Genomic DNA, 24,708 nt, shown 5'->3' on the forward strand with positions numbered 1-24,708 from the left:
TGGAACCATGACATGACCACCCGCACGCCGCTGCTGCGCATCACCATGATACTGGGCGCCCTGCACGCCCTGCTGGGCTGGCTGCTGTTGCCTTCGCTGCCCGTCGGCCTGGCCGGCTGGCTGCTGGGCGGCCTGGTCTTGCTGGCGTCGACCATGCTCATGCCGATGACGATCTTCGCCCGCGCCGTCACCAACGATGCGCGCCTGGCCGACCGCCTGATCTGGGCCGGCTCGCTGTGCATGGGCTTTTTTTCCTCGCTGTTCGTGCTCACCGTGCTGCGCGAACTCACCTTGCTGATTCCCGCCGCCCGCCAGCACGCGCAGGCGTCCGCCGTGGCCGTGCTGCTCCTGGCCCTGCTGGCCACCGTCGTCGGCTTCATCAATGCCCGCCGCGTGGCGCGCGTGCGCGAAGTCGACGTGCCCATCGCCGGCCTGCCGGCCGCCTTGCAGGGCTTGACCATCGTGCAGCTGAGCGACATCCACGTGGGCGCCACCATCAAGCGCGCCTACGTGCAGGCCATCGTCGCGCGCGCCAATGGCCTGCAGCCCGACATCATCGCCATCACAGGCGACGTCGTCGACGGCACGGTGGCGCAACTGGGCAGCCATACGGCGCCGCTGGGCGAGCTGCGCGCGCGCCATGGCGTCTTCCTCGTCACCGGCAACCATGAATACTATTCGGGCGCCGCGCCGTGGGTGGCGGAATTTCGCCGCCTGGGCTTGCGCGTGCTGATGAACGAACATGCGGTGCTCGAGCACGACGGCGCGCGCCTGGCGCTGGCCGGCGTGACCGATTTCAATGCCGCCGCCTTCGACCCTGCCCAGAAAAGCGACCCGCAGGCCGCCATCGCCGGGGCACCGGCCGACATCGCCCGCATCCTGCTGGCGCACCAGCCGCGCAGCGCGCCCGAGGCCGAAGCGGCTGGCTACGACCTGCAACTGTCGGGCCACACGCACGGGGGCCAGTTCTGGCCATGGAACCTGTTCGTGCCGCTGCAGCAGCCCTATGTCGCGGGATTGCACCGGCAAGGCCGGCTGTGGATTTACGTCAGCCGCGGCACCGGCTACTGGGGGCCGCCGAAACGCATCGGCGCGCCGGCGGAGATTACGCTACTCAGGCTGGTGGCGGCATAGCACCTAGTCGGCCCAACTGGCCATCCACGCCGCGAAACGCGCCACCACCGCCGGCGGATTCAAGCGCGCCATGGCGCCGTCCACTGCTTCGCTGTCGCTGACCTCGAACAGCAGCACGCTCCCGTCGCGCCGGGCACCCGCACCGAATATGCCTTCGGCGTCCAGCTGCGCCAGCGCCGCGATGCAGGCGTCAAACACGCCACTGCGAAAGGTGGCGAAATCCACGTCAAACGGCAAGTCGCGGTGCGCCTGCAGCAGCAAGCGGTAGGCGCTATCGAAGTACGCGCCACCTTCGTCGAACGCCCATTCGGCCGGGTTCCACAGCATCTCTTCGCCGTATTCCGAGGCAGCCAGCGCTTCGCGGCTGTTGGCCATGGGGCCGATGGTCATGGCGCTGTCGTCGCTCACGAGGGCGAAGGCGTCGATGTGCTGGTCCGGATGGGCGCGGCGCGCGGCTTCGACAGCCAGGCGCGCGGCATCCGCCACCAGGGTTTGCAGCAGCGCGAAATCGAAGACGGCCGGGTCGATCAGCATGGCGCGCGCCACGGCATAACCGTCGGCCAGCGCTGCATGGCAGTGGGCCAGGTAGCCGGCGTGCGCCTGCGCCTCGCTGGCATAGTCGTTGCGCGTCTCCGCGCCCCAGGTCATGGCCGCGCCGCTGGCCGTCCAGACGCTCGTGCCGAATAGGCGCGCTTCCCGGAAGCGGGCCGGCTGATCGCCGTCAAAGGTGTAAAACAGGCTGTAGTTACTATGCATGGGAATTGTTCATCGTTTAATCGGGCCGTATCTGCGCGGCGAAATCGCGCTGGCGGAACTGCTCCAGCAGGAAATCGACGAACACGCGCGTCTTCGCGGGCAAGAGCTTCTTGCTGGGATAGTACACGGACAGGGGACCGGAATCGGCATGCCAGCCAGGCAGCAGCCGGACCAGGGCGCCGCTGCGCAGATGGGCCAGCGCGTGCGGCATGGGCAGCAGCGCCACGCCGATGCCGAGGATGGCCGCCTGCGCCATCGCTTCCGGATCGTCGAAGATGGCGCGCGGCCGGCATTCGGCCACGCCTTCGCCGCCGGAACCGTCGCGCAGTATCCAGCTGCGCAATCTGCCGCTGCCGGCCGAGCGGCGCGCCACGCCGTCGAAGTGGGCCAGGTCCGACGGATGCACGGGCATGGCCTTGCCCTGCATGAAGGCCGGCGACGCCGTGGCGACGATGTGGGCGTGGCCCAGTTCGCGCGCCACCACGCCCGGCGTCAGCTCGATGCCGCCGCCGATGGCCACGTCAAACCCTTCGCCGATCAGGTCCACTTGCCGGTTATCGAAATGGCAGTCGGGAATGACGCCCGGGTAGCGGGCGATGAAGTCGCCCAGCAGCGGCACCACATAGCTGCGTCCGAACGACGGCGCCATGCTGATTTTCAGTATGCCGGCCGGCTGGCCGCCCTCTTCGGCCACGCCGGCGATCGCCTCGCGCAAGGTGGACAGGGCGCCGCCTATCTGCTGCAGGAAGCGCTCGCCCCCTTCCGTCAGGGTCAGGCGGCGCGTGCTGCGCTGGAACAGCCGCAATCCCAGGCTCGCTTCCAGGCGCGCCACGTTCTTGCTGACGGCGGCCGGCGTCAGCCCCAGGCGGCGCGCGGCGGCCGAAAAACTGCCCAGCTCGGCAGACAGCACGAAGGATTGCAAGTGATTGAGAGCGTCCATGCGCCTATTCTACCCGCTCATCTGATAGTAATGGTTGAAAGTAATTGTAGCGATTCATGGCTAGCGCGGCAGGAATGAAAGGCAGATACTGAACTCCTCGACTCCTCACTTAGAAAGCACATCATGCAAACCTCAGCCACCACCAGCACCTCTTTGCCACTGCAAGACAAGATCGCGTTTGTGACGGGCGGCTCGCGCGGCATCGGCGCCGCCATCGTGCGCCGCCTGGCCAGCCAGGGCGCCAACGTCGTCTTCACCTATCAAAGCTCCGCCGCCGAAGCGCAGGCGCTGGCCGGCAAGGTGGAGGCCGCAGGCGGCAAGGCCCTGGGCGTGCAAGCCGATGCGGCCGATGCCACGGCCCTGACGGAGGCCATCGACAAGGTGGCGGCGCAGTTTGGCGGCATCGACATCCTCGTCAACAATGCGGGCGTGTTTCTGCCCGGCACCATCGATGATTTTTCGCTGGAAGACTTCGACAAGACCTTGAACGTCAACGTGCGCGCCGTCTTCGTCGCCATCAAGGCAGCCGTGGCGCACATGCAGACGGGCGGGCGCATCATCAATATCGGCAGCACGAATGCGCACCGCATGCCGTTCGGCGGCGCGGCTGCCTACGCCATGAGCAAATCGGCGCTGAGCGGCCTGACGCAAGGCCTGTCGCGCGACCTGGGCCCGCGCGGCATCACCATCAACAATGTGGAACCGGGCCCCGTCGCCACGGACATGAATCCGCCCACGGGCGACTTCGCCGACCTGATGCACGGCCTGATGGCCCTGCCCCGCCACGGCACGGCCGATGAAATCGCCGGCATGGTGGCTTACCTGGCCAGCCCGGAAGCGGCGTTCGTCACGGGTGCCGGACTGAAGATCGATGGTGGTTTTGCCGCCTGATCCAGTCCGAACATCAGCGAGCGGTGTGTTGCCACGCCTGCCATGGCGCCATCGGCCACCGCGAACGCCACGCTGCCAGCCATGCGGCCCGCGTCACCGCAGCAAAAGACGCCGGGCACGCTGCTGGCCTTTTGCTCGTCGGTGCGCACGAACGGTCCCATGGCACCGTCTTCCAGCAAGCAGCCCAATTCGCCGGCCAGGGAACTGGCCAGGCGGGTGCGGGTCGCCACGAACAGGCCGGCCATGACGTGGCGGCTGCCGTCCGCCATGACCACGTCGGCCACGCCGTCGATCCGCGCCACGGACGCGCGCACCACCGTCACGCCCCGCGCGGCCAGTTGCACCAACTGCGCCGCATCGGGTTCGAATGCGCCATTCAGGAAAAAAGTGACCGTGCCCCAGTCGGGCAGCATCAGGGCATGGTGCATGGACAGGGGGCCGGTGGCCAGCACGCCGATGGCGCCCTGCTCCAGTTCATAGCCGTGGCAATACGGGCAGTGAAAGACGCTGCCGCCCCAGCGTTCGGCCAGTCCATCGACGGGCGGCAGTTCATCGATCACGCCGGTGGCCAGCACCAGGCGGCGGCCGTGAACGACACTGCCGTCCGCCAGGGTCACGCCGAAGCCATCGCCATCGCTGCTGGCGGCTGCCTGCGTGGCCGTGCCGTCCAGCCAGGTGACGGTGGCATACGCCAGCAGCTGCGCCTTGCCTTCGGCCGCGATGGCGGCCGTCCCGCTGCCGTCCTGGGTCAGGAAACCGTGGGAATGGCTGGCGTAGCGGTTGCGGCGCTGGCCGCCGTCGAGCACCAGCACGCGGCGGCGGGCACGTGCCAGTTGCGTGGCGGCGGACAGGCCGGCGTAGCTGCCGCCGACGATGATGGCGTCGAACGGGGCGGCAGGCGTGCCGCTGCCCGCGCCTTGGAATTCAGGAATGTGCATGCGGTGCTCCTCTGTGGTTGGCGTATTGTTGGCTGAAACGGTCGGCCAGGTCGGCCAGGGTGACGGCGCCAAAGCGCTGGATCAGCAGCGCTTCGGCTTCGTCGAAGGCGCCGGCCAGCGACTGGTTGACCACTTGCTCGACCAGGCAGCCCGGCTGGTCGACGCGGTTTCCCATGGCGAAGATGGTGGGCGAACCCACGGCCACGTAGATGTCTTGCAGGGTCACGCGGTGCAGGTCGCAAACGATGCGCCAGCCACCGCCATGGCCCTTGCCCGACGCCACGTAGCCGCGCTCGCGCAAGCCTGCCATCACGCGCCGCACCAGCACGGGGTTGGTGTCCAGGTAGCCGGAGAGTTCCTCGGACGTCATCGGGCGTCCCGCATGGGCCATGTGCAGCAGCACATGGAGGATCGATGATAGTTTGCTGTCGCGTCTCATGTAACTAATGATAGTACATAATCTGCGCAGATGCAATTGAGTTGCAATTTTTGCGGCATAAAAAAAGGGCCAGACCTTGCGGCCTGGCCCCAGCTTATGCGATCAATTCACGCTTACACCGGCTTGCGCCGCCGTCCCCGCCACCATACCAGCAAGGCCAGCAGCACCAGCACGCCGACGATGATGCCCGCGCGGGCCAGGCCGATCAGGTTTGACGGCGCGCCGCCATTGCGCAAGGTCGTCACCTGTTCCGCCGTCACCTTGATGGCGGGATTGCCGTACATCTTCTGCACGTAATTGCCGAGGGTGACGATCTGTTCGTCCGACAGGGTCTGGCGGAAGGCAGGCATCAAATGACCCGCATGGGCACCCCTGCCATCCTGCCGCTCCACGCCATCGAGGATTGCCATCACCAGGTTGTTGCTGTTGCTGCGGCCCGTCACCGAGTTATGGAACAGCGGCGGCAAGCTGCCGTCGAAACTGCCCTCGCCCCTGGCCTGGTGGCAGCTGGCGCACTGCGCATCGTACAGCTGCGCGCCCGACATCTGGTTCAGGTTTTGCGGCAGCGGCACGCCACGGATGGCGTTCAGCTCGTCGCCCGCCTGGCCCCATTGCGTCACCGGTTTCACGTCCGCCTTGCCGCGGATGGCGGGTACGCTCTTGATGTAATGCGCGATGGCGTTCAAGTCCGCGTCGCTCAGATGCTTCAGGCTATGGTCGATGGCTTCGGCCATCGGTCCGGCCGCCTGCGCCTTGTTGGCCGCGCGGCCCGTGCGCAGGTAGCCGGCCAGTTCCTGCTGGCTCCAGCCGCCGATGCCGCTGTTGACGTCCGACGTGATGTTCGGCGCATGCCAGGTGCCCAGGTCAGCGCCGCCCAGTTCCTTCGACAGCTGTTCCGCCATCAGCGCGTTGCGCGGCGTGTGGCAAGTGCTGCAGTGGGCCAGCCCCTGCGCCAGGTAGGCGCCGCGGTTCCACTCCATGCTTTTCGATGTATCTGCCACAAACGGTTTCTTGTCGAGGAAGAGCAGATTCCAGCCCGCCATCGACAGGCGGATATTGAACGGGAATGGCAAGTCCGTCTTTTGCGCCGGCGCCGTGTCCACCGCCGCCACGCCATGCATGAAGTAGGCGTACAGGGCGGCCGTGTCGTCATCCGTCACCTTGGCGTAGGCCGTGTAGGGCATGGCCGGGTACAGGCGCGCGCCGTCGGCCCGCACGCCATGGCGCACGGCGGCGGAGAACTGCGCCAGCGTGTAATTGCCGATGCCATGCGTTGTCGACGGCGTGATATTGGTGGCGACGATGGCGCCCAGCGGTGTCGCCAGCGCCAGGCCGCCCGCCATCGGCTTGCCGCCAGGCACGCTATGGCAGGCGATGCAGTCGCCTGCCGTGGCCAGGTAGCGGCCACGTTCGATCGCCTGCACGTCCGCGCCAGGGGCTTGCGCCGCCAGCACCGGCAAGGCCGCGAGGGACAGCAAGGCGGCGCCGGCCGCCAGTCTGAAGGCTGCCATCATGCTGTGCCTCCCTCTTGTTCGTCGAGGATGTGCTTGACGGTGCGCAGTGCCACGGCCAGTCCGTTTTCCGTCGAATTGCAGGTGCCGGACGTGGGCAGCACGCCGGTGCTGCACAGGAACAGGTTGGCGTGATCGAAGGTGCGGCCCCACTGGTCGCACACGGCCTTGGCGGGATCGGAACCCATCGACAGGGTGCCGCAGATGTGCTGGTTGTTGGCGAACACGCCTTCCTTGCTGTGGCGCAGATTGGTGCCGCCCATCAGCTTGGCAATCTGCTCGAAATCCTGCTTCGAGCGCTCGTGGCCCCGCTTGGTGTACTGGTCGATCGCATAGTGCGCCTGCGGCTTGGGAATGCCCATGGCATCCTTTTCGCTGCTGAGGGCGATGCGGTTTTCCGGGTTCGGCAGCACTTCCAGCACGTTTTTCAAACTCATTTCGCGGGCCGAGCGGAAACGCAGTTGCTGCTCGAATTCCTCGCCAAACACGCCCTTGCCGATGAGTTCCTTGGTGGCCCCGTCGACGCGCGAGATGTTCGTGAAATCCAGGCGGTACGGCGAGTGCTGGCTGCGGAAGTCGCCGTCGCGCATGGTGTTGATGGAGTTGGGGCTTTGCGGGCCCCGGCCCAGCCACAGGTCTTCATCGGCGTCGAAGGTGATCGAGGTGCTCGGGTGGTCCATCAGGTTGCGGCCCACCATGTCGCTGCTGTTGGCCAGGCCGTTCGGGTATTTGTCCGAGGCGGAAACGAGCAGCAGACGGGGGCTTTCGATACCGTTGGCCGCCAAAATAAAGGTCTTGGCCGTGACGCGGTGGCTCTTCTTGTCGACGTCGTAGTACAGGGCGGCCGTGATGCGGCCCTGCGCGTCGTGCTCCAGCTTGTAGACGTTGGCATTGCAGACGATCTTCACGCCCGCGTCTTCGGCCTGCCGCGCGGCGATGCCGCCGTGGTATTGCGCATCGATGGGGCAGATCGGCTGGCAACTGTTGTTGCCGCAGCAGGCCGGACGGCCATCGTAGCTGACGCTGTTGCGCGCTACCGTGTTGCCGACCACCTTGAAAGTGGGATCGAGGCGTTCGCGGATGCGGCGCATGGCGTACGGCTCCGTCACGGGGTCCATCGGGAAGGCCTGCTTGCGCGGCGAACCCGTATTGTCCGCACCGGAAACGCCCATGATGTCTTCCGCTTCCTGGTAGAACGGCTCCAGGTCTGCGTAGCTGATGGGCCAGTCGACGCCCACGCCGTACAGGGTATGGATGCGGAAGTCGTTTGGCACATTGCGCCACGCCTGCGCGGCCCAGTGCCACGAGGTGCCGCCAAACTGGCGGATGTATTCGGCCGGGTACGGATACGGGCCGGCCTGCACCAGGTAGCCGTTATCCTTCGGCTGGTAGATCGGGTGCGGCGCCGTGGCCACAGAGGGATACGGCGACATCCAGTCGCTGCGGCGCGTCGTGTTGCGGAAGCGGGCGACGATTTCGCCGCGCGACACGCGTGGCCCCGCTTCCAGGATCAGCACCGAGGCGCCGGCCAGCGCCAGCTTGCGCGCGGCCAGCGAGCCGATGATGCCGGAGCCGATCACGAGGTAATCGGCGGAGAGTTCTTCAGCCATGATGGCTCCTTAAATTGGTTTTCTGGCCCAGCTGCCGTAGGCGCCGTAGGAATACGTGGGAGGCTTGAGCACGTCGGCCACGACGGCCGCGTTCAATGCCTGCTCGTAGGCGACGCAGACGGCCGCCTCGCCCGTGCCGACGATGCCCAGGTACCAGGCGCTGGCGATCTGGCGCGGCAAGGCCGCCAGCGGCGACTGGGCCGGATCGAGTCCGTCGAGCGCTTCCTGCAGGCCGGCCGCCTGCAAGCCCTGCGCATTGATCAGGGCCAGCAGCGCGCGCACATTCACGGGGAAGGCCGCGTCCTGCGCCACCAGCGCGTCATACAGACGCCTGGCCAGCACGGGGTCAAGCACCTGGCGCCCCACCAGCATGGCCGACACGCCCAGGAATGCGCCCTGCTCCGCACTGGCGACCGGTTCGGCCAGCGCCCAGGGGATCAGCGCCGCGGCCGAAGCCGACAGCAAACCGGCCAGCACCATGCGGCGGCCGGGATTCAGAGGGCCGCAGCCCTCCTTATTGTGTGTAGCGTCCAATTGAAGCTCCCGTGAGTTCAGCAACCGTTCAGAAAGAATGCTTGAGACCGACCATCACCACCGTCTGGCCGCCGTTCGACGACGGCGTGCCGTTTTGCGAATCGCCGACCGAGGCGACGGCGTTGACGATGCCGCCGTCCTGGCCCAGGGTCTGGCCGCGCGCCAGCTGGCGCGCTTCGATCAGGTAGATCGCCGTGCGCTTCGACAGCGCGTAATTCTGTTCGAACGACAGCTGGCGGTAGCGCGCGCGGTCCGACACGCCGTTGGCGTGGCTGGCGAAGGTGTCGCTGTAGCCGGCGGACAGGAACCACTGCGGCGTCAGCTGGTAGCTGGAGATCAGGCCGGCCGTGTTGAAGATGGCCGTGTCGCGGAAGGCCGAGCGGCTGCCCGCCTGGTACTGCACGTTGCTGGCATTGGCGCCCACCATCCACTTGCCCATGGTGTAGCGCGCGCTGGCGGCGATGAACGTTATGCTTTCCGCCGAGGCATAGCCCTGGTTGATGGCGGAGATGCCGAAGCTGCCCGAAGCGTTGTCGCTCCAGCCGGCGCCATTCTGTCCATTTTTCAGTTTCAGGTAGCCGAGCGCGAATTCGGCTGGCGCGGTGCTGTACTTGACGGCGGCGCTGAAGCTGCTGCCCGCGGCATTGCCGTCGGCCGCCTCGCCAAAGCCGTATTGCGCGCTGGCCTGCAGGCCGCGCCATGCGGGCATGCTGTAAGTGACGGAATTGCTGATGCGCACGGTCGTATCGAGGCCGTCGATATCGCCCGGGTGGGCGCCGGTCGCGCCCGTCAAGACATTGCTCGACGCCAGGGAACCCACGAGCAGGTAGTACGGCGTGTACTGGCGTCCGGCCGTCACAGTGCCGTAGGCGGTCGATTGCAAGCCCACGTAAGCCTGGCGGTTGAACAGGGAGCTGGCCGAACTTTGCGCGCCCGTGTCGCTTTCAAAGCCGTTTTCCAGCAGGAACAGCGCCTTCAGGTCGCCGCCCAGGTCTTCCACGCCCTGGAAACCGATTTTGCTGGCAGACAAGCTGCCGCTGCGCATGTAGGTATTCGAATTGCCGCCCTGGTTGCTCGCGTACGCGGTGGCCGCGTCGACCACGCCATAAATGGTGACGTTGCTTTGAGCGCAAACGTTTGCGCCGATGAGCGTGGAGACGGCCAGCGCCGCAGCGCGCATGCATGTAGTGTTCATTTTTTTCCTGACTTTCCTGTTTTATCTGGCGAAATACGGGCGTGGCGCCCGTTGCCGCCCCATCCATCGATACGGGCGTCCGCTGTTCTTCTTGATTTGGATCAAGTGAGGCAAATTATACGCTTATTTACTCACATGTAAGTGATTGACTGTAAGGCATAGTCTTATAGCAAAACTTTCTTGTGTCTTATAGCAAAATCGGCAGGAGTACGGCCGCATGCCCCGCAACGCGCGGAAATGCGGGGAACAGATATGGGGAAAGCAGCGGCGGCGCGTGTCGGAAAACACGCCCCCGGTGGATAGTCAGGCGGGCAGAAAAACGGGGGAACCGGGAAGGTCAGCGCAGGATGGCGGGCGCCACCGGCAGGGTTTCGAGGGCAATGAAGGCTTCCAGGGTGCGGCGCATGTCTTCGAACACCTGCTTGCCATACGCCGCTTCCAGGTGGGCATATTGCAGGTCGATGAGTTTCCCCATCTGCATCAGCAAACTGGCGCCCGCTTCCGACAGGTGCACCTTGCGGCGGCGCTGGTCGCCTTCGAACTTGCTGCGCCCGATCAGGCCGATTTCTTCCATCCGCGCCAGGATGCCGCTCATGCTGGGACTGGAAATCTGGCAGATCTCGCACAGCTCGCGCGGTTCCAGGGTCGGGCTTTCATTCAGCGCGCGCATGATGCGCCACTGCTGCTCCGTCACGCCGAAGTGATTGAGGATGGGTCGGAAATGCTGCAGCAGGCTGTCGCGGGCCTTCAGCAGCAGTTGCGGCATGTTCGGATAACGGATCGGTAGCTGCAAGTGGAACTCCTGGGTGGCCAGCACAATGAGCGTCATTATACGACTCGCCCGGGGACAATAGCGGCAAAATTCCCCCTCCATGCCGCTCCGGATGGCGCGCGCCGTTCGCCGCTGGCATGCGGCGTGCCATCCCCTGCCATCGCGTCAGCCCCTGGCTTTTCTCTGCTCCGGGATGAAGTGTTCGCGCACGGCCTTGGCCAGCAAGTCCGGCGGCAGCAAGCCCTGCCCCAGCAGGAAATTATTGAATGCCAGGCGGTCGAATCTGTCTCCCAGCGCCAGCTCCGTTTCCGCGCGCAGCTGCAGGATGCGCGTGTAGCCATAGAAATAGCTGCCCGCCTGGCCCGGCGCATTGAAGGTGTAGCGGTCCAGCTCCTGGCGCGCCATCGGTTTCGACAGCATCACTTCTTCCGTCAGGATACGGCCCGCCTCTTCGCGCGTGACTTGCCCCAGGTTCAGCATCGGATCGAGCATGGCGCGCGCCGCGCGCAGCATGCGGAACTGCAGCGCGATGAACTGGCCTTCGGCCGGTTCGTAGGGAATCATCTCCGCCTCCGCGTACAGCGCCCAGCCTTCCACGTTGACGCTGTTGAACGCGTACAGGCTGCGCGCCTGCGACACGCCCCGCTCCACCATGGCGCTGAACTGCAGCTCGTGGCCAGGGCGGCCTTCGTGCGCGCTCAGGGTCCAGGCGGCGCCGGCGAAATTGAAATCGTCATAGGCTTCGCCCTTGCCGCTGGCAGCCGGATTGCTGACGGGGAGGACGAACTGGCCGTGCTCGCCCATATTGCCGATCAGCGGAGGCGGACGCATATGCGGCGCCGGCTGGGCCGCCGATTCGGCGGCGGATGCCAGGCGCATAGTCATGGCGCGCGCAGGAATATCGACCACGCGCTGCCGGGCGATGCGCTGCTCCAGCTGCGTATTGACGCCCTTGTAGTGCGCCTCGAGCTGCTCGTTGGGGATGGAATCGGCCTTCAGCGCGCGCAGCACCTGGCGGTAATCACTGCCGTCGACGCCCTTCAAGGCCAGCTTGGCCGCCACCACGGGCGCCAGCGCCTGCATGGCGGCGCGCGTTTCCAGGTAAGCCACCTGCGCCCGTTCGACAAGCGTGCGCGGCTCGATATCGATGCCCACCTGCTTCAGGCGGAATGCGTACAGCTCGGGCGCCATGCGGAAATCCGTGCGCGACAGGGGCAGCACCACTTGCTTTTCCCACGCCGCGTACTCGTTCAACTGCAGCTCCATGGCCGCCAGCGCAGGCCCGGCGCCAGTGATTTTCATGTCGGCGAACAGCTTGCGGATGCCGGCGATATACGTCGGCACGTTTTCCAGCGACTGCTCCACCTGCAGCCGCACGGGTCCCGCCAGGCCAGGCTGGCCGATTTGTTCCGTGAAGCGCGCCTTGGCCTGCTGCGTGATCGGCGTGCTGCCCGGGAACTGGCCCACATAGCGCTGCAGGCGTTCGAGCGCCTTGGCGCGGCGCGCGGCCGGGCGCTGTTCCTGCAGCAGGCTTTGCATGCTGCCAAAGACCATTTGCGGCACATCGACCCACGGCAATGTGTACTTGGCTTCCAGCCGGGTGTCCGTGATTTCCTGGTCGACAGCGCCAATCAAGATTTCCAGATCCTGGCGGATGCGCTCGTCGCGTTCCAGTTCCAGCTTTTGCTGCAATTGCGCGCGCGCCTTCTGCATGGCCGCCACATGGCGCTCGGTGATGTTCGGCCCCAGGTCGGCGGCCAGGCCGTCGTACTGGGCCAGGCCCGTGTCGGAGGCGTCTTCGGGCGAGAACTGCGCCTGGGCCGCCAGCACGATGGCCGCGTTGCGGTTGCTCGCTTCCACCCAGGCCGATGAAGCGCTGGCAGTTGCAGGGGCGGCGGCCATGGCGGGCATGGCAAACGAGACGGAAAGTGCGGCTACCAGCACGGTCGTGGTCAATTGCGGAGTGACGGACATCGGGGGATTCCTTCCTGAGGTGAGCGATGAGCGAAGCGGCGAGTATCGGCCAGCCTCGCATGCCTGTCAATTCAGGCCGTTCAGCGCGGGCAGGTTCCACGGCGTAACGATCTGGATCGCGGACAATGGCGGCACCTGCGCCAATGCCGGCAGCGCGCCTTGCGCCCGCAGGATTTCCTGGCAGGCGCGGCGCATGTCCTGGCCCAGGTCATGGTGCAGCACGGCCTGGATGGCGCCCGATTTGAGCAGCGCCACGTTGTCCGCGTCCAGGTCATGACCGATGAAGACCTGGCAAGGCCGGTCCGCCTGCGCGAATGCCTGCACGATGGCGGCATTGCCGCCGCCGATGGAATACACGGCGGCGATATCCGGATGATCTGCCAGGGCTTGCCGCACCAGCGCGCCCGTGGCGCCATCGATGCCATGGCCTTCGCTCACTTCGACGATGTTCAAATGGCGGTGCCGTTCGCGCAGCGCGCGGCGAAAGCCGATCTCGCGCTCTTCCTCGCCATGAAAACGGTTGCTGCTCAGGGTCACCAGCACTTGCTGCTGCCGCTTGCCCGCGCCCAGCCACTGGCCGATCAGGCAGGCGGCCGTTTCGCCCGCCGCGCGGTTATCCATGCCCACATAGCTGCGGCGCGCGGAAGCTGGCAAGTCCGTCACCAGGGTCACCACGGGAATGCCGGCCGCCGCCAGCCGGCTCACCGCCTCGGCCACCGGCGGCAAGTCCGGCGCTTTCAGCAGTACGCCGTGGCTGCCGTTCTTGCGGATGCGTTCCAGCAGTTCGACGATGCTATCCACGTCCAGCGTTTCATGCAGGTGAAAGCGGGAACGCAGCACGGCCGGATGCAAGGATGGCAGTTCCGTTTCCAGCGCCACGCGCACGGCGTGCGTAAAGCGCTGCGGCGCCACCATCAGCACGTCGAGCATGAATTTTCTGCCGGCCAGCCCCACCTGCGTGCTTTGCCGCGCCAGCTCATCGAGCGCCTGCATCACGCGGCGCACGGTATTGGCGTGCACGCCGCCGCGCTGCTTGATCACGCGGTCGACCGTGGCCACGCTGACGCCGGCCTGCAGCGCCACGACCTTGACGGGAAACGGATGCGTCATGCCATGTCCAATCTAATTGATGGTTTTTTGATGGATTTCTTGATGAAAAATGCGGATTTTCATCCCTATACTGATACTACAACATACAACATCAGGAGACACCGCATGCCCACCACAAACGCCGGCTCAGCACCGCCCAGCCCCTTCTGGCTGTCGCAGCAAGACTGCCGGCTCGATGATTTCATCCGTACCGTCAGCCAACGCACGGCGCTGGCCGACTATCCGCACGCCGCGTCGGTCGATGCGAATATCCTCGTCTACGACTGCGACGCCGTGCGTGCGCTGGCCGCCAGTGCGGCGTCGCTGCGCGCGCTGCAGGCAGAATGGGGCAAGGCGCTGATGGATGGTCCCGGCGTCATCGTGCTCCAACACGCCGTCGACGACAAGGCGACTCTGGAACAGGTCAGCGGCGTGTTTCGCGCGCTGATCGCCGAACAGCATGCCAGCGGCCAGGCGGGCGGCGACCACTTCGCCAAACCGGGCGCGAATGACCGCATCTGGAACGCCCAGCAAAAACTGTGTCTGCGCGCGCCCGAGGCATTCGCGCGCTACTACGCCAATCCCGTCTTCGCCTGGATAGCCGAGGCCTGGCTGGGGCCCGCCTACCAGATGACGGCGCAAGTGAACGTCGTCAATCCCGGCGGAGCGGCCCAGGCGCCGCACCGCGACTACCACCTGGGTTTCCAGAGCGGGGCCAGCTGCGCCGCCTATCCCGCGCCCGTGCACCAGATGTCGGCCCTCTTGACCTTGCAGGGCGCCGTCGCCCACTGCGACATGCCGCTCGAATCGGGGCCCACCCTGTACCTGCCCTATTCGCAGCGCTACCCGGCCGGCTTTCTCGCCTGGCAGCAGCAGCCTTTCCGCGATTACTTCGCACAGCATTGCGTGCAGCTGCCGCTGTCCCAAGGCGACGCCGTCTTCTTCAACCCCGCCCTATTCCATGCGGCAGGCCACAACCGCTCGTCCGATATCCGGCGCATGGCCAACCTGCTGCAGGTATCGTCGCCATTCGGGCGCGCCATGGAAGCGCTGGACCGCCGCGCCATGAGCGCAGCGCTATACCCTGCGCTGCAGGCGCTGCGCGCGCAGGGCGACTTGGATGAGCGTGGCGCCAGCCACGCGATCGCCGCCTGCGCCGAGGGCTATGCCTTCCCCAGCAACCTGGACCGCGACCAGCCCATCGGCGGCATGGCGCCGCCCACGCAGCAGCAGCTCATGCACGAAGCGCTGGGACAACACTGGCCCGCTGCCCGCTTCCTCGATGCCCTGGACAGCCATGCCTGGCGCCAGCAAGCCTGATCCCATCCCCCGTCACTTCCGGAGCAAGCTCATATGCAAGACCTCAACATCGGCCTGATCGGCGCCGGCTACATGGGCAAGGCCCATACCATCGCATATAAAGCCGTGCGCAGCATTTTTCACACGTCACTGAACCCCGTGTGCGCCTGCATCAGCACCAGCAGCGAAGCAGGCGCTGCCCGCAGCGCTCAGGAACTGGGCTGGCAGCGTTCCACGGGGGACTGGCGCGCGCTAGTGGCCGATCCCGCCATCGGCGCCATCGTCGTCGCCACGCCGCCGGCCACGCACAAGGAGATCGTGCTGGCGGCGCTGGCCCTGGGCAAACCCGTATTTTGCGAAAAGCCGCTGGGCATGACGGCCGCCGAATCCCTGTTACTGGCGCAGGCGGCGGAAGCAGCGGGCGTGGCCAACATGGTCGGCTATAACTACATCCGCACACCGGCCAGCCAGCTGGCGCGACAGATCATCGAGTCGGGCGAAATCGGCGAGATCATCCATGTCGCCGCCGAACACGTGGAAGACTACCTGCATGATCCGCGCGCCCCCGCCTCGTGGCGCACGCGCGAAGCTACGGCGACCAGGGCCGGCGCGCTGGCCGACGTGGGCTCGCACCTGCTCAACCTGGCCCTGCGCCTGGGCGGCCCCGTCGACTCGCTGGTGGCGGACATGAACACCGTGCACGCGCAACGGCAAGGGCCGGACGGCATGGAGGCGGTGGAAAATGACGACCAGGGGAATGTGATGCTGCGCTTTGCCAGCGGCGCGCTGGGCGCCCTGACCTTCAGCCGCGTGGCGGCCGGGCGCAAGATGGGTTACACCTACCGCATCACGGGGACGAAAGGCGCGATCGCCTTCGACCAGGAAAACCAGAATGAACTATGGCTGTACGACGCCAGCCGCCCCGCGCAGCGCCAAGGTTTCCAGCGCCTGCTGATGGGACCGGCCCACCCCGACTACCTGGCATTCAGCCAGGGCGCCGGGCACGGCACCGGTTACAACGAGCAAATCGTCATCGAAGCGCGCGATTTTCTGCAGGCGATCGCCAGCGGCCAGCCGGTCTGGCCCACCTTCCGCGACGGCTACGAGGTGGACCGGTTGATCGACGCGGCGCTGCGTTCCGTGCAGGAACGCAGCTGGATCACGCTGCGCTGACAGCAGGAGCGTTATCAGTACGCCAGGCCGTAACCGAACTTGTACAGCGGATGGGCCGTGTCATACGGCACGTCCGATTTCTGCACCTGCACTTCGGCCATCGACGATGGCAGTTCGAACGGCAGCTTGCCTTGCGGCTTGGCCTTGCCCGTCAGGACGTCGAACAGCGCGCCGTCGCTCACGCCAAAGTTGGCGAGGATGGCGCTGGCCTTGTCCTGCACGTTGCCGAGGATGGCCGGGCGGTCCAGATACACGGTGACCACCGTCTTCGGCGCGTACTTCGCCGCGTTCTTGATCGCCTCGTAGTCCGCATCGCCATCGGCGTAGTTCAGGCGCCCCTCGTGCTGCATGCTGCCGAAGATGTAGTTCGGGTGCAGTATCTCGAATGGCGCGGCCACGCGCAGCAGAGCCACGTCCGCTTCCTGGGGCGTGGCGACCACCGTGTAGCCATACTGCTTCGCCACGGCCGCATCGATGCCGTACAGGTAGACCTTCTTGACACTGGCCGCCAGCGGCAAGACCTTGTCCTTGTTTTCCAGCAGGACCAGCGAGCGGCGCTGGGCATCCAGGCCCGCCTCGATGAAGTCCGTCTTGCCCACGGTGGTGGCCGCCGCAGCCGCATCGACGAACGGATGCTCGAACAGGCCCTGTTTGAATTTCTGCACCAGGATGCGGCGCGCCGAGGCGTTGATGCGCGCTTCCGTCAACTGGCCCCGCTGCACGGCTTGCGTCAGGTACGGCGCTTCCGTCACGCCGCCAAACTGGTCCATCCCCGCCGTCACGGCCTTGACATAGCGCTCGGCCTTGGTGGCGTCCTCCATGCCCCACGGCGTACCGAAGCCGATGAAGGACGGCGCCACGCCAGGCGCCGTGCCGTTGCGGCAATTGGCGTCGCAGTCCGACGTGATGCCCCAGTCGGACAGGATCACGCCGTCAAAACCGTATTTGCCGCGCAGCAGATCCGTCAGCATGGTCTTGCTGAAACCGGCCGCCACCTGTTCCAGGGTGATGCCGTCGATGGTGATGTTCCCATCAGGCAGAGCGTAGGTCGGCATGACGGAGGCCGCCTTGGCCGTGAAGGCGCCCTCGAAAGGTTTCACGTGGTAGGCGAAGTTGTTGCCCGGGTAGGTCATGTAGCGGCCATAGTAATTGTGGCCGTCGAAGCCCTCTTTCGTGGCGCCGTAGCCGACCCAGTGCTTGACGACGGCCACCACGCTGCCATCGTGCAAGCCCGTGTTCCCATCCTGGAAGCCCTCGATATAGTGCTGCACCATGCGCTTGGCCAGGTCCGCGTCTTCGCCAAAGGTGCCGTTGATGCGCGACCAGCGCGGCTCCGTGGCCAGGTCGGCCTGCGGCGACAGCGCCTGCGTGATGCCGACGGCCAGGTATTCCTGGCGCGCGATATCGCCGAAACGGCGCACCAGCGCATCGTCGCCGATGGCGGCCAGGCCCAGGGTTTCCGGCCACTGCGAGAACCCCTTGGTGCCGGCGCTGGCGCCCACCGTGTACTGGAAATGGTGGCGCGGATCCGTGCTGATGGAGACGGGAATGCCGTGGCGCGACGTTTCGCTCAGGGCTTGCACCTTGTTGTACTGGGTCGCCATGTTGGCCGCGTCGCCCGCCATGCGCGTGATGAAGGTGTTGACGTACTGCTTGACGATCAGGTCCTGCAGGGCCGTCAAGTCGTACGCGCCGCCCTGGCCGATGCCGGTGGGGTCGGCCACGGTGGGCGCGGTGCCGTGCATCATCAGGCCCGCTTTTTCATCAAGGCTCATGCGCGACAGCAGGTCGTCGGCGCGCGCCTCGGCCGACAGGCGCCAGTCTTCGTACGGGTCGATCTTGCCGTTGCGGTTCATGTCCTTGAAGGCATAGCCGTCGACCTTGAGCTGGGCGTAGGTGGTGGCGCCGAACACGGGCTGCTTGTATTCCTCGCTGACGGTGTCGTTGCCGCAGGCGGCCAGGGCAAGCGTGGCGACGCAGCCGGCGACCATGCGGGCCATCGGTTTCAAAGTGCAATTCATCATTATCTCCAAGACTGTTTTTGTAGGTATCAAGGCGCGGCAGCAAGGCCGGCCGAAAACAATATAGCGTGAGAATGCGTGAGTTTCTTGACCGCGCAGCACGCGTTTTATACCCGCGAGAACAATTTTTGGTTAGACGGCACGACAACCAACAATCTCCTACAAAGTGCTAATATTTGTGAAAAATTACTACAACAAGCAGGAGACACCCTTGCACAAACCCGATACGCGCACGGTTTCGAACCGGATCGCGCAGCAATGCGCGCGCGCCATGCAGGCCGATGGACACGATCCCGCCGACTTTTTTCAGCAAACGGGCATCACGCCGGCGCAGCTTACGGAACCTGGCGGGCGCATCAACGCCGAGCGGCACCGCCGCATGACGGCCTACGCCCAGCAACTGCCGCAGCACCGGGCCCTTCTCGACCTCGACGTGACGCACTGGTTCGCGCATTACTCCGGCATCGCCCACGTCTGCTTCAACCGCCCCACCCTGCGCAGCGCGCTGCACGAGCTGCTGCACTTGCGGGGCCTGATCGGCGAATTCGACTTCATGCTGATGAGCGAGAATGGCACGCGCATCGAGATCGAATACCTGTCCGAGTTCTGCCCGGCAGGCGGCGCCATGCAGGCGCTGGCCAATTTCCGCATGCTGTCGCTGGTGGCGCGCGCCTACGACGATGGCGCGCCCACCGCCTTCCATGCCGGCTTCCAGGGCAAGGCGCCGTGGTTCGCGCCGGCCATTTCCGAGTGCTTCGGCGCCGCCGCCACCTTCGGCCAGGCACGCAACACGCTGACGTTTGACGCGCCGCTGCTGGACCGGCCTTTCGCCCAGTTCAACGCCATGCTGGCGCCGCACGCGCTGCGGCACGCGCAGGGGCAATTGCAGCAGCTGCAAGGCGCGCAGCTGTTCTCGGCCCGCGTGGAGCAAGCCATCATCGATTTGCTGGGCCGGCAAGGTGCAGGAGATGCCGACGGCGCCTCGCTGCTGCCGGCCCTGTGCGACGGCCTGGCGATGAACCGCTGGACCTTGCAGCGCCAGCTGCAGCAGGAGCAGACGTCGTTCCGCGCGCTGGAACTGCGCGCCAAGAGCCGCGAATCGCGCCGGCTGCTGCGCGAAACGAGCCTGAGCGTGGTGGAAATCGGCGAGCGCCTGGGCTTTTCCTCGCAAAGCGCGTTCACCCGTTTCTTCAAGAACCAGTTCGAATTGCCGCCGGCGCGCTACCGGCAGGATGCCGCCGGCGCCTAGAGAAAGAGACAAGTGGCAAGCAACAAGAAACAAGAAACAAGAAAACCTGCAAACCACGAAACGGCCCAAGTCAGGGAGACAGGCTCCCCGGGCCAAGCGGGCCTGAAAAATGTCGAGGGCAAGGCGCAGCGACGCAGACAGTACGCATGTACCCGCCATCGGCATTTTCTCAGGCCCGCGTCTCCGGCCCGCTGTTTCAAGCTCTACACCCTTAGGGCTGCGCCACCACCTTTACCTGCGGCCGTATCCGGAACCAGATCGCATACATGGCGGGCAGAAACACCAGGGTCAATACCGTGCCGGCAAACGTACCGCCGATCAGGGTGTAGGCCAAGGTGCCCCAGAAAACCGAATGTGTCAGCGGGATAAACGCCAGGATGGCCGCCAGTGCCGTGAGGATCACGGGACGCGCGCGCTGCACGGTCGCTTCAACCACGGCATCGAACGGCGCCAGGCCGGCCACTTCGTTCTGGTGGATCTGGCCGATCAGGATCAGGGTATTGCGCATCAAAATGCCCGACAGCGCGATCAGGCCGACCAGCGCATTGATGCCGAACGGCTGCTGGAACAGCAGCAAGGTGGGCACCACGCCGATCAGGCCCAGGGGACTGGTGAGGAGCACCATGACCATCGCCGAGATCGAACGCACCTGCAGGATGATCATCAGCAGGGTCAGCGCCAGCATGATGGGAAACAGCGGCAGCATGGCTTGCATTGCCTTGGCCGATTCCTCGATGGACCCGGCCTGCTCGATGCGGTAGCCGGCTGGCAGCTTGTCGATGACGGCTTGCAGCCGGGTCGAAATGGCGCCCGAAACGTCCGGCGGCTGCAGGCCGTCGGCGATGTCGCCGCGCACGGTGATGGTCGGCTGGCGGTCGCGCCGGCGCATCACGGGTTCTTCCGAGCGCACCTCCACTGTCCCCACCTGCGACAGCGCGATGCGTTCGCCATTCGCGCCGGCCAGGGTCAGGTCGGCGATGCGCGCCGGATCCAGCCGCACGTCGCCGGCCGCGCGCGCCACCACCTGCACCGTGCGGATATCTTCGCGCACGGCGGTGACTGGCATGCCGCTGAGCAAGAACTGCAGTTGCTGCGCCACGGCGCCGGACGTCAGGCCCATCGCCTGCAAGCGCTCCTGCTGCAGGCTGAAATACAGGGTCGGCGTGCGCATGCCCCAGTCGGTATTGACGGTGCGCATCATGGGACTGGCCTGCATCACGCGCTGCACCTCGCCGGCAATGCCGCGCAACACCGCGGGATCAGGGCCGCTGACCCGGTAGGCGACGGGGAACGGCGAATACGGGCCGAACACCAGTTGCGTGACGCGTACCCTGGCCTCGGGCGCCAGCCCGGCGGCCACGGCCACGCGCAGGCGCTGCTTCAGGGCGTCGCGCGCCTGCTGGCTGTCGGTCCGCACGACGATCTTGGCAAACGACGGGTCGGGCAATTCCGGGCCCATCGCCAGGTAAAAGCGCGGCGCGCCCTGGCCGACATAGGCCGTGACGATCTTCGCCTCGGGCTGGCCCGCCAGCCACGCTTCGACCCTGGCCGCCGCGCCGCTGGTCTGCCCGATCGCGCTGCCGTACGGCAGTTGTACTTCGATCAGTACTTCAGGACGGTCCGAGATCGGAAAAAACTGCTTCTTGACGATGGCCATGCCCAGCACGGCCAGCACGAACAGCCCGATCACTGTGCCGAACACCAGCCATTTCCGGGCGATCACGCGCCCCAGCAGCCGGCGAAAGCGGTGGTAGCGCGGCGTGTCATACAGGCCTTCGTGGCCGCCGGCGACCTGTTTGAGCTCGGGCAGCAGCTTCACGCCCAGGTAGGGAGTGAACACCACCGCCACCACCCACGAGGCGATCAGGGCGATGCCGACGATCCAGAACATATTGCTGGTGTATTCACCGGCGCTGGAGCGGGCAAAGCCATTGGGCATGAAGCCTACGGCCGTGACCAGGGTGCCCGCCAGCATGGGCGCAGCCGTGTGGCTCCAGGCGTAGGCGGAGGCGGCGATGCGGCTGTAGCCCTCCTCCATTTTCACGACCATCATTTCGATGGCGATGATGGCGTCGTCCACCAGCAGGCCGAGGCCCAGGATCAGGGAACCGAGGGTGATGCGGTCAAAGTTCTTGCCGGTCGCCGCCATCACGATGAATACCACCGCCAGGGTCAGCGGCACGGCGGCGGCCACCACGATGCCGACCCGCCAGCCCATGCTGATAAAGCACACCAGCATCACCACCAGCAGCGCGGCGAGGAACTTGAGCATGAATTCGTCGACCGCCGCGCCGATATTGACGGCCTGGTCGGTGACCTTGGCCAGGCTCATGCCCAGCGGCATGGCGGCGCCGATGGCCGTCACTTCCCCTTCCAGCGCCTTGCCCAGGTCCAGCCCGTTCCAGCCGTCGCGCATGACCACGCCCAGCAGCAGCGCCGGCTCGCCGCCATTGCGCACCATGAAGCTGGCCGGATCTTCCTGGCCACGGCGCACGGTGGCGATATCGGACAGGGTCAAGGTGCGCCCCTGCGCCACCACGGGCGTATCGCGGATCTTTTGCAGCGCATCGAGCGCGCCCTCGAGGCGGATGAATACCTGCGGCCCGCGCGTTTCCACCGAGCCGGCCGGGCTCAAGGCATTCTGGCCGTTCAGCGCGGCGAACACGTCCTGCGCCCGCACGCCCAGGGTGGCCAGGCGCTCCTGGGAAAACTCCACGTAGATGCGTTCGGCCTGTTCGCCGATGATATTGACCTTTTTGACGCCAGGCACATGCAGCAGCCGCTGGCGCAAGGTTTCCGCCTCGCGCACCAGCAGGCGCTGCGGCTCGCCTTTGGCTTTCAGTGCATACAGGGCAAAGGTGACGTCGGCGTATTCGTCATTGATCATGGGACCGATCACGCCGGCCGGCAAATTGGCCGCCTCGTCGCCGGCCTTCTTGCGCGCCTGGTAAAACTCGGCCTGCACCTGCTCGGGCGGCGTGCCGTCGAGCAGGGTCAGTGTCGTGAAGGCCAGGCCTGGCGTGGTGTAGGTCTCGGCCCGGTCATACCAGCGCAGCTCCTGCAGGCGCTTTTCGATCTTGTCGGCCACCTGGTCCTGCATTTCGCGCGCGCTGGCGCCTGGCCAGGCGGTGACGATGGTCATCACCTTGACCGTGAAGGCCGGGTCTTCCGCGCGCCCCAGCTTGAAGAACGACAGCAGGCCGGCCAGCGAAATGAGGCAAATCAGGAACAGGGTGACGGAACGCTCGCGCACGGCCAGCGACGACAGATTGAAGCCGGCCGCGCTCATGGACGCGCTCCGGCGCCAGCGGCCATTGGCGTCTGCTCGACCCTGACCCGTTCGCCCTGATGCAGCAGATGGGCGCCCAGCGCGACGATGCGCTCGCCCGCCTTCAGGCCACTGACGTCAGCGCCGTCATCGTGCAGCCCCTGCACCTTCACGGGCCGCCAGCTGACTTGGGCCGGCACACCGCCGATGACCCACACGCCCTGCCCCTTGCCCCCATCGTACAGGGCCGCCAGCGGCACTTGTACGGTGCCGCCGGCCGTTTGCGCACCGGGCAGGCGCAAGGTGACGGTGGCGCCCAGCGGCGCGCTTGACAGCGCCGCGTCGAGCACATAGCGCGCCTCGAAGGTCCGCGTTTGCCTGTCCGCCGTCTGCGACAGCTGGCGCAAGGTGGCCGGCACGCTGGCGCCCGGCCGGCCGAACAAGGTAGCCTGGCCGGTGGAGCCGAGCGCGGGGCGCACGGTTTCCGGCAGCTGGATCGCCGCTTCGCGCCGGCCGTCATGGGCCAGGCGCACCACCACCTGCCCGGCCGCCACCACCTGGCCCGGTTCGGCCAGGGTATCCATCACGACGCCGTCTGCGTCGGCCAGCAGCACCGCGTAATGCAGCGCATTGCGCGCCACCCCGGCCTGGGCTTCGGACGCCTTGAGCTGGGCGCCGGCCGCGTCAGCCGCCGCCCTCACCTGGTCGTAGTTTGATGCCGAAATGGCGCCGGTACCGCGCAAGTCGCGGTAGCGCGCTTCTTCGTCCGCCGCCTGGCGCGCGCGGGCGCGGTCGGCCGTGACGGACTCCTGCCGCGCCTGCGCCAGCAGCTGCAAGTCGTCGGCGTCGAGGCGCATCAACGGCTGGCCGCGGCGCACGGACTGGCCGGCGTCGACCAGCCGTTCGCGCACCTTGCCGGAAACGCGAAAACCGAGATCGCTCTGCACGCGCGGCGCGACCACGCCCGTAAAGCTGCGCGCGCCCGGTTCGGCGCCCTGCACCGCGACGGCGCGCACCAGCGGCGTGGCGGTGCGCGGATCGGCCTGCGCCTTGTCGGCACAGGCGCTCAAAGCCAGGGGCAAGGTGGAGATGACTACAGATGAAGCGAGGCGGCGCCAGCGCATAAGAATCCCATGAACGAGTGATCAGGGTTCTCATTCTGGTACCAGTGACCAAATAAGTCAATGGTCACAATCTGACTGGGAGGTTATGGCGACAGGCTGCGCAACACAAGGCTGGACAGTTGCACCACCGCCGTTTCGCTGCTGTCGACGCTGTGTTGCAACAGCAAGGGATTGACGTAGGGGCGCATCACCAGATAGATCGCGCTGGCCGTCTCGTCGAGCGGCGTCTTGCGTTCGAAGTCGCCGGTCTTGCGCCCTTGCTGCAAGATATCCTGCAGCAGGGCGCCCATCGCCAGCTCGTAGGCCTGCACGGCTGGCCAGCGCTCGGTGGCGGCCGAGGCGGCGATATCGTACAGCTTGCGGTCCTGGAAAAACAGCCGCAAGCTGGCCTCGACGCTGGCCCTGAACATGCGCCGCAGCTGCTCTGGCGGCCGCTCGGCCGCCGCGACCGCGCTTCTTACCTCGGTTTCGATCTGGCGCAGGCAGCTGGCGCAGATATGCTCGCCGATGGCCTGCTTGGATTCGAAAAACTTATAGATATAGGCCTTGGAAAAGCCGATCGCCCTGGCAAGGTCGGAGACAGTCGTCTTTTCATAGCCGTAGCGGCTGAAGTAGTCAGTGGCGGCGGCAACGATCTGGTCGCGCACGTCGTGACCGGCGGGGCCGCGCGCAGGGCTTGGTGTATCGGGTGTAGTGGAATTCATGGCGACAGCTTAACGCGCCGCGCCGGAATGCACAATAAGTGACCGATGTGTATTATAGTCACACATTATTCTCTTTTGAACTGGAAG

Annotated in this window: 20 protein-coding genes; 5 read left to right on the forward strand and 15 right to left on the reverse strand. The window is 66.0% G+C overall.

Annotated features, from left to right (window positions below):
- Positions 1-12: 12 nt before the first annotated feature.
- Positions 13-1,134 carry a metallophosphoesterase gene (locus CSQ91_RS08215; protein WP_099387937.1) on the forward strand — a complete coding sequence of 374 codons (1,122 nt, stop codon included), beginning with the start codon at positions 13-15 and terminating at the stop codon, positions 1,132-1,134.
- A 3-nt stretch (positions 1,135-1,137) separates the two neighbouring features.
- Here CSQ91_RS08215 and CSQ91_RS08220 read toward each other — a convergent pair whose 3' ends face one another.
- On the reverse strand, positions 1,138-1,890 hold the full coding sequence (locus tag CSQ91_RS08220) for a DUF4303 domain-containing protein (protein ID WP_099387938.1): 753 nt from the start codon (positions 1,888-1,890) through the stop codon (positions 1,138-1,140).
- A 16-nt stretch (positions 1,891-1,906) separates the two neighbouring features.
- Entirely contained in the window at positions 1,907-2,830 is a 924-nt protein-coding gene (locus CSQ91_RS08225; RefSeq protein ID WP_099387939.1) for a LysR family transcriptional regulator, read from the reverse strand.
- A 123-nt stretch (positions 2,831-2,953) separates the two neighbouring features.
- Between CSQ91_RS08225 and CSQ91_RS08230 the strand changes: the two genes are divergently transcribed.
- The gene (locus CSQ91_RS08230; protein WP_099387940.1) at positions 2,954-3,721 is read left to right on the forward strand and encodes an SDR family oxidoreductase; all 768 of its coding nucleotides are present in this window, start codon (positions 2,954-2,956) and stop codon (positions 3,719-3,721) included.
- On the opposite strand, the gene CSQ91_RS08235 is transcribed toward CSQ91_RS08230, so the two are convergent.
- From CSQ91_RS08235 to CSQ91_RS08275, 9 genes are all read right to left on the reverse strand, one after another.
- A complete protein-coding gene (locus tag CSQ91_RS08235; RefSeq protein ID WP_099387941.1) occupies positions 3,649-4,659 on the reverse strand; it encodes an NAD(P)/FAD-dependent oxidoreductase in 1,011 nt (336 codons plus the stop codon). The genes CSQ91_RS08230 and CSQ91_RS08235 overlap by 73 nt on opposite strands.
- Entirely contained in the window at positions 4,646-5,098 is a 453-nt protein-coding gene (locus CSQ91_RS08240; RefSeq protein ID WP_034786412.1) for an RrF2 family transcriptional regulator, read from the reverse strand. Before CSQ91_RS08240 ends, CSQ91_RS08235 begins: the two co-directional genes overlap by 14 nt.
- Before the next feature lie 113 nt (positions 5,099-5,211).
- On the reverse strand, positions 5,212-6,612 hold the full coding sequence (locus tag CSQ91_RS08245) for a cytochrome c (protein WP_052140489.1): 1,401 nt from the start codon (positions 6,610-6,612) through the stop codon (positions 5,212-5,214).
- Positions 6,609-8,219, reverse strand: a complete 1,611-nt coding sequence (locus CSQ91_RS08250) for a GMC family oxidoreductase (RefSeq protein WP_099387942.1) — start codon at positions 8,217-8,219, stop codon at positions 6,609-6,611. The genes CSQ91_RS08245 and CSQ91_RS08250 overlap by 4 nt, the downstream gene beginning before the upstream one ends.
- Before the next feature lie 9 nt (positions 8,220-8,228).
- Positions 8,229-8,753: a sorbitol dehydrogenase family protein gene (locus CSQ91_RS08255; RefSeq protein ID WP_257217260.1), complete on the reverse strand. Its 525-nt coding sequence runs from the start codon at positions 8,751-8,753 to the stop codon at positions 8,229-8,231.
- A gap of 28 nt (positions 8,754-8,781) precedes the next feature.
- Complete coding sequence (locus CSQ91_RS08260) at positions 8,782-9,948, reverse strand: porin (RefSeq protein ID WP_306508573.1); 1,167 nt, start codon at positions 9,946-9,948, stop codon at positions 8,782-8,784.
- A 337-nt stretch (positions 9,949-10,285) separates the two neighbouring features.
- On the reverse strand, positions 10,286-10,777 hold the full coding sequence (hpaR, locus tag CSQ91_RS08265) for a homoprotocatechuate degradation operon regulator HpaR (protein WP_240317709.1): 492 nt from the start codon (positions 10,775-10,777) through the stop codon (positions 10,286-10,288).
- 108 nt (positions 10,778-10,885) lie between these two features.
- The gene (locus CSQ91_RS08270; protein WP_099387944.1) at positions 10,886-12,694 is read right to left on the reverse strand and encodes a DUF885 domain-containing protein; all 1,809 of its coding nucleotides are present in this window, start codon (positions 12,692-12,694) and stop codon (positions 10,886-10,888) included.
- Positions 12,695-12,760: 66 nt separating this feature from the next.
- Positions 12,761-13,804: a LacI family DNA-binding transcriptional regulator gene (locus CSQ91_RS08275; protein WP_099387945.1), complete on the reverse strand. Its 1,044-nt coding sequence runs from the start codon at positions 13,802-13,804 to the stop codon at positions 12,761-12,763.
- Positions 13,805-13,909: 105 nt separating this feature from the next.
- Here CSQ91_RS08275 and CSQ91_RS08280 point away from each other — a divergent pair, with 105 nt between their 5' ends.
- Positions 13,910-15,103 carry a phytanoyl-CoA dioxygenase family protein gene (locus tag CSQ91_RS08280; protein WP_099387946.1) on the forward strand — a complete coding sequence of 398 codons (1,194 nt, stop codon included), beginning with the start codon at positions 13,910-13,912 and terminating at the stop codon, positions 15,101-15,103.
- Positions 15,104-15,136: 33 nt separating this feature from the next.
- Positions 15,137-16,255 (forward strand): Gfo/Idh/MocA family protein, encoded by a 1,119-nt coding sequence (locus CSQ91_RS08285; RefSeq protein ID WP_099387947.1) that lies wholly within the window; start codon positions 15,137-15,139, stop codon positions 16,253-16,255.
- Between the two features lie 14 nt (positions 16,256-16,269).
- On the opposite strand, the gene CSQ91_RS08290 is transcribed toward CSQ91_RS08285, so the two are convergent.
- The gene (locus CSQ91_RS08290) at positions 16,270-18,279 is read right to left on the reverse strand and encodes a glycoside hydrolase family 3 protein (protein WP_099387948.1); all 2,010 of its coding nucleotides are present in this window, start codon (positions 18,277-18,279) and stop codon (positions 16,270-16,272) included.
- A gap of 208 nt (positions 18,280-18,487) precedes the next feature.
- Here CSQ91_RS08290 and CSQ91_RS08295 point away from each other — a divergent pair, with 208 nt between their 5' ends.
- The gene (locus CSQ91_RS08295) at positions 18,488-19,525 is read left to right on the forward strand and encodes a helix-turn-helix transcriptional regulator (RefSeq protein WP_070256960.1); all 1,038 of its coding nucleotides are present in this window, start codon (positions 18,488-18,490) and stop codon (positions 19,523-19,525) included.
- A gap of 211 nt (positions 19,526-19,736) precedes the next feature.
- Here CSQ91_RS08295 and CSQ91_RS08300 read toward each other — a convergent pair whose 3' ends face one another.
- From CSQ91_RS08300 to CSQ91_RS08310, 3 genes are all read right to left on the reverse strand, one after another.
- Positions 19,737-22,814: an efflux RND transporter permease subunit gene (locus CSQ91_RS08300; RefSeq protein ID WP_099387949.1), complete on the reverse strand. Its 3,078-nt coding sequence runs from the start codon at positions 22,812-22,814 to the stop codon at positions 19,737-19,739.
- Positions 22,811-23,917 carry an efflux RND transporter periplasmic adaptor subunit gene (locus CSQ91_RS08305; RefSeq protein WP_099387950.1) on the reverse strand — a complete coding sequence of 369 codons (1,107 nt, stop codon included), beginning with the start codon at positions 23,915-23,917 and terminating at the stop codon, positions 22,811-22,813. The genes CSQ91_RS08300 and CSQ91_RS08305 overlap by 4 nt, the downstream gene beginning before the upstream one ends.
- A gap of 83 nt (positions 23,918-24,000) precedes the next feature.
- On the reverse strand, positions 24,001-24,621 hold the full coding sequence (locus CSQ91_RS08310; RefSeq protein WP_099387951.1) for a TetR/AcrR family transcriptional regulator: 621 nt from the start codon (positions 24,619-24,621) through the stop codon (positions 24,001-24,003).
- Positions 24,622-24,708: the final 87 nt, after the last annotated feature.

This window comes from Janthinobacterium sp. BJB301 (assembly GCF_002735685.1).
Taxonomy (GTDB): domain Bacteria; phylum Pseudomonadota; class Gammaproteobacteria; order Burkholderiales; family Burkholderiaceae_D; genus Janthinobacterium; species Janthinobacterium lividum.

Bases quoted from the DNA above. Each gene is read 5' to 3' on its own strand.
- CSQ91_RS08215 (WP_099387937.1), top strand. From the start codon at position 13: ATGACCACCCGCACGCCGCTGCTGCGCATCACCATGATACTGGGCGCC.
- CSQ91_RS08220 (WP_099387938.1), bottom strand. From the start codon at position 1,890: ATGCATAGTAACTACAGCCTGTTTTACACCTTTGACGGCGATCAGCCG.
- CSQ91_RS08225 (WP_099387939.1), bottom strand. From the start codon at position 2,830: ATGGACGCTCTCAATCACTTGCAATCCTTCGTGCTGTCTGCCGAGCTG.
- CSQ91_RS08230 (WP_099387940.1), top strand. From the start codon at position 2,954: ATGCAAACCTCAGCCACCACCAGCACCTCTTTGCCACTGCAAGACAAG.
- CSQ91_RS08235 (WP_099387941.1), bottom strand. From the start codon at position 4,659: ATGCACATTCCTGAATTCCAAGGCGCGGGCAGCGGCACGCCTGCCGCC.
- CSQ91_RS08240 (WP_034786412.1), bottom strand. From the start codon at position 5,098: ATGAGACGCGACAGCAAACTATCATCGATCCTCCATGTGCTGCTGCAC.
- CSQ91_RS08245 (WP_052140489.1), bottom strand. From the start codon at position 6,612: ATGATGGCAGCCTTCAGACTGGCGGCCGGCGCCGCCTTGCTGTCCCTC.
- CSQ91_RS08250 (WP_099387942.1), bottom strand. From the start codon at position 8,219: ATGGCTGAAGAACTCTCCGCCGATTACCTCGTGATCGGCTCCGGCATC.
- CSQ91_RS08260 (WP_306508573.1), bottom strand. From the start codon at position 9,948: ATGAACACTACATGCATGCGCGCTGCGGCGCTGGCCGTCTCCACGCTC.
- hpaR (WP_240317709.1), bottom strand. From the start codon at position 10,777: ATGACGCTCATTGTGCTGGCCACCCAGGAGTTCCACTTGCAGCTACCG.
- CSQ91_RS08270 (WP_099387944.1), bottom strand. From the start codon at position 12,694: ATGTCCGTCACTCCGCAATTGACCACGACCGTGCTGGTAGCCGCACTT.
- CSQ91_RS08275 (WP_099387945.1), bottom strand. From the start codon at position 13,804: ATGACGCATCCGTTTCCCGTCAAGGTCGTGGCGCTGCAGGCCGGCGTC.
- CSQ91_RS08280 (WP_099387946.1), top strand. From the start codon at position 13,910: ATGCCCACCACAAACGCCGGCTCAGCACCGCCCAGCCCCTTCTGGCTG.
- CSQ91_RS08285 (WP_099387947.1), top strand. From the start codon at position 15,137: ATGCAAGACCTCAACATCGGCCTGATCGGCGCCGGCTACATGGGCAAG.
- CSQ91_RS08290 (WP_099387948.1), bottom strand. From the start codon at position 18,279: ATGATGAATTGCACTTTGAAACCGATGGCCCGCATGGTCGCCGGCTGC.
- CSQ91_RS08300 (WP_099387949.1), bottom strand. From the start codon at position 22,814: ATGAGCGCGGCCGGCTTCAATCTGTCGTCGCTGGCCGTGCGCGAGCGT.
- CSQ91_RS08305 (WP_099387950.1), bottom strand. From the start codon at position 23,917: ATGCGCTGGCGCCGCCTCGCTTCATCTGTAGTCATCTCCACCTTGCCC.
- CSQ91_RS08310 (WP_099387951.1), bottom strand. From the start codon at position 24,621: ATGAATTCCACTACACCCGATACACCAAGCCCTGCGCGCGGCCCCGCC.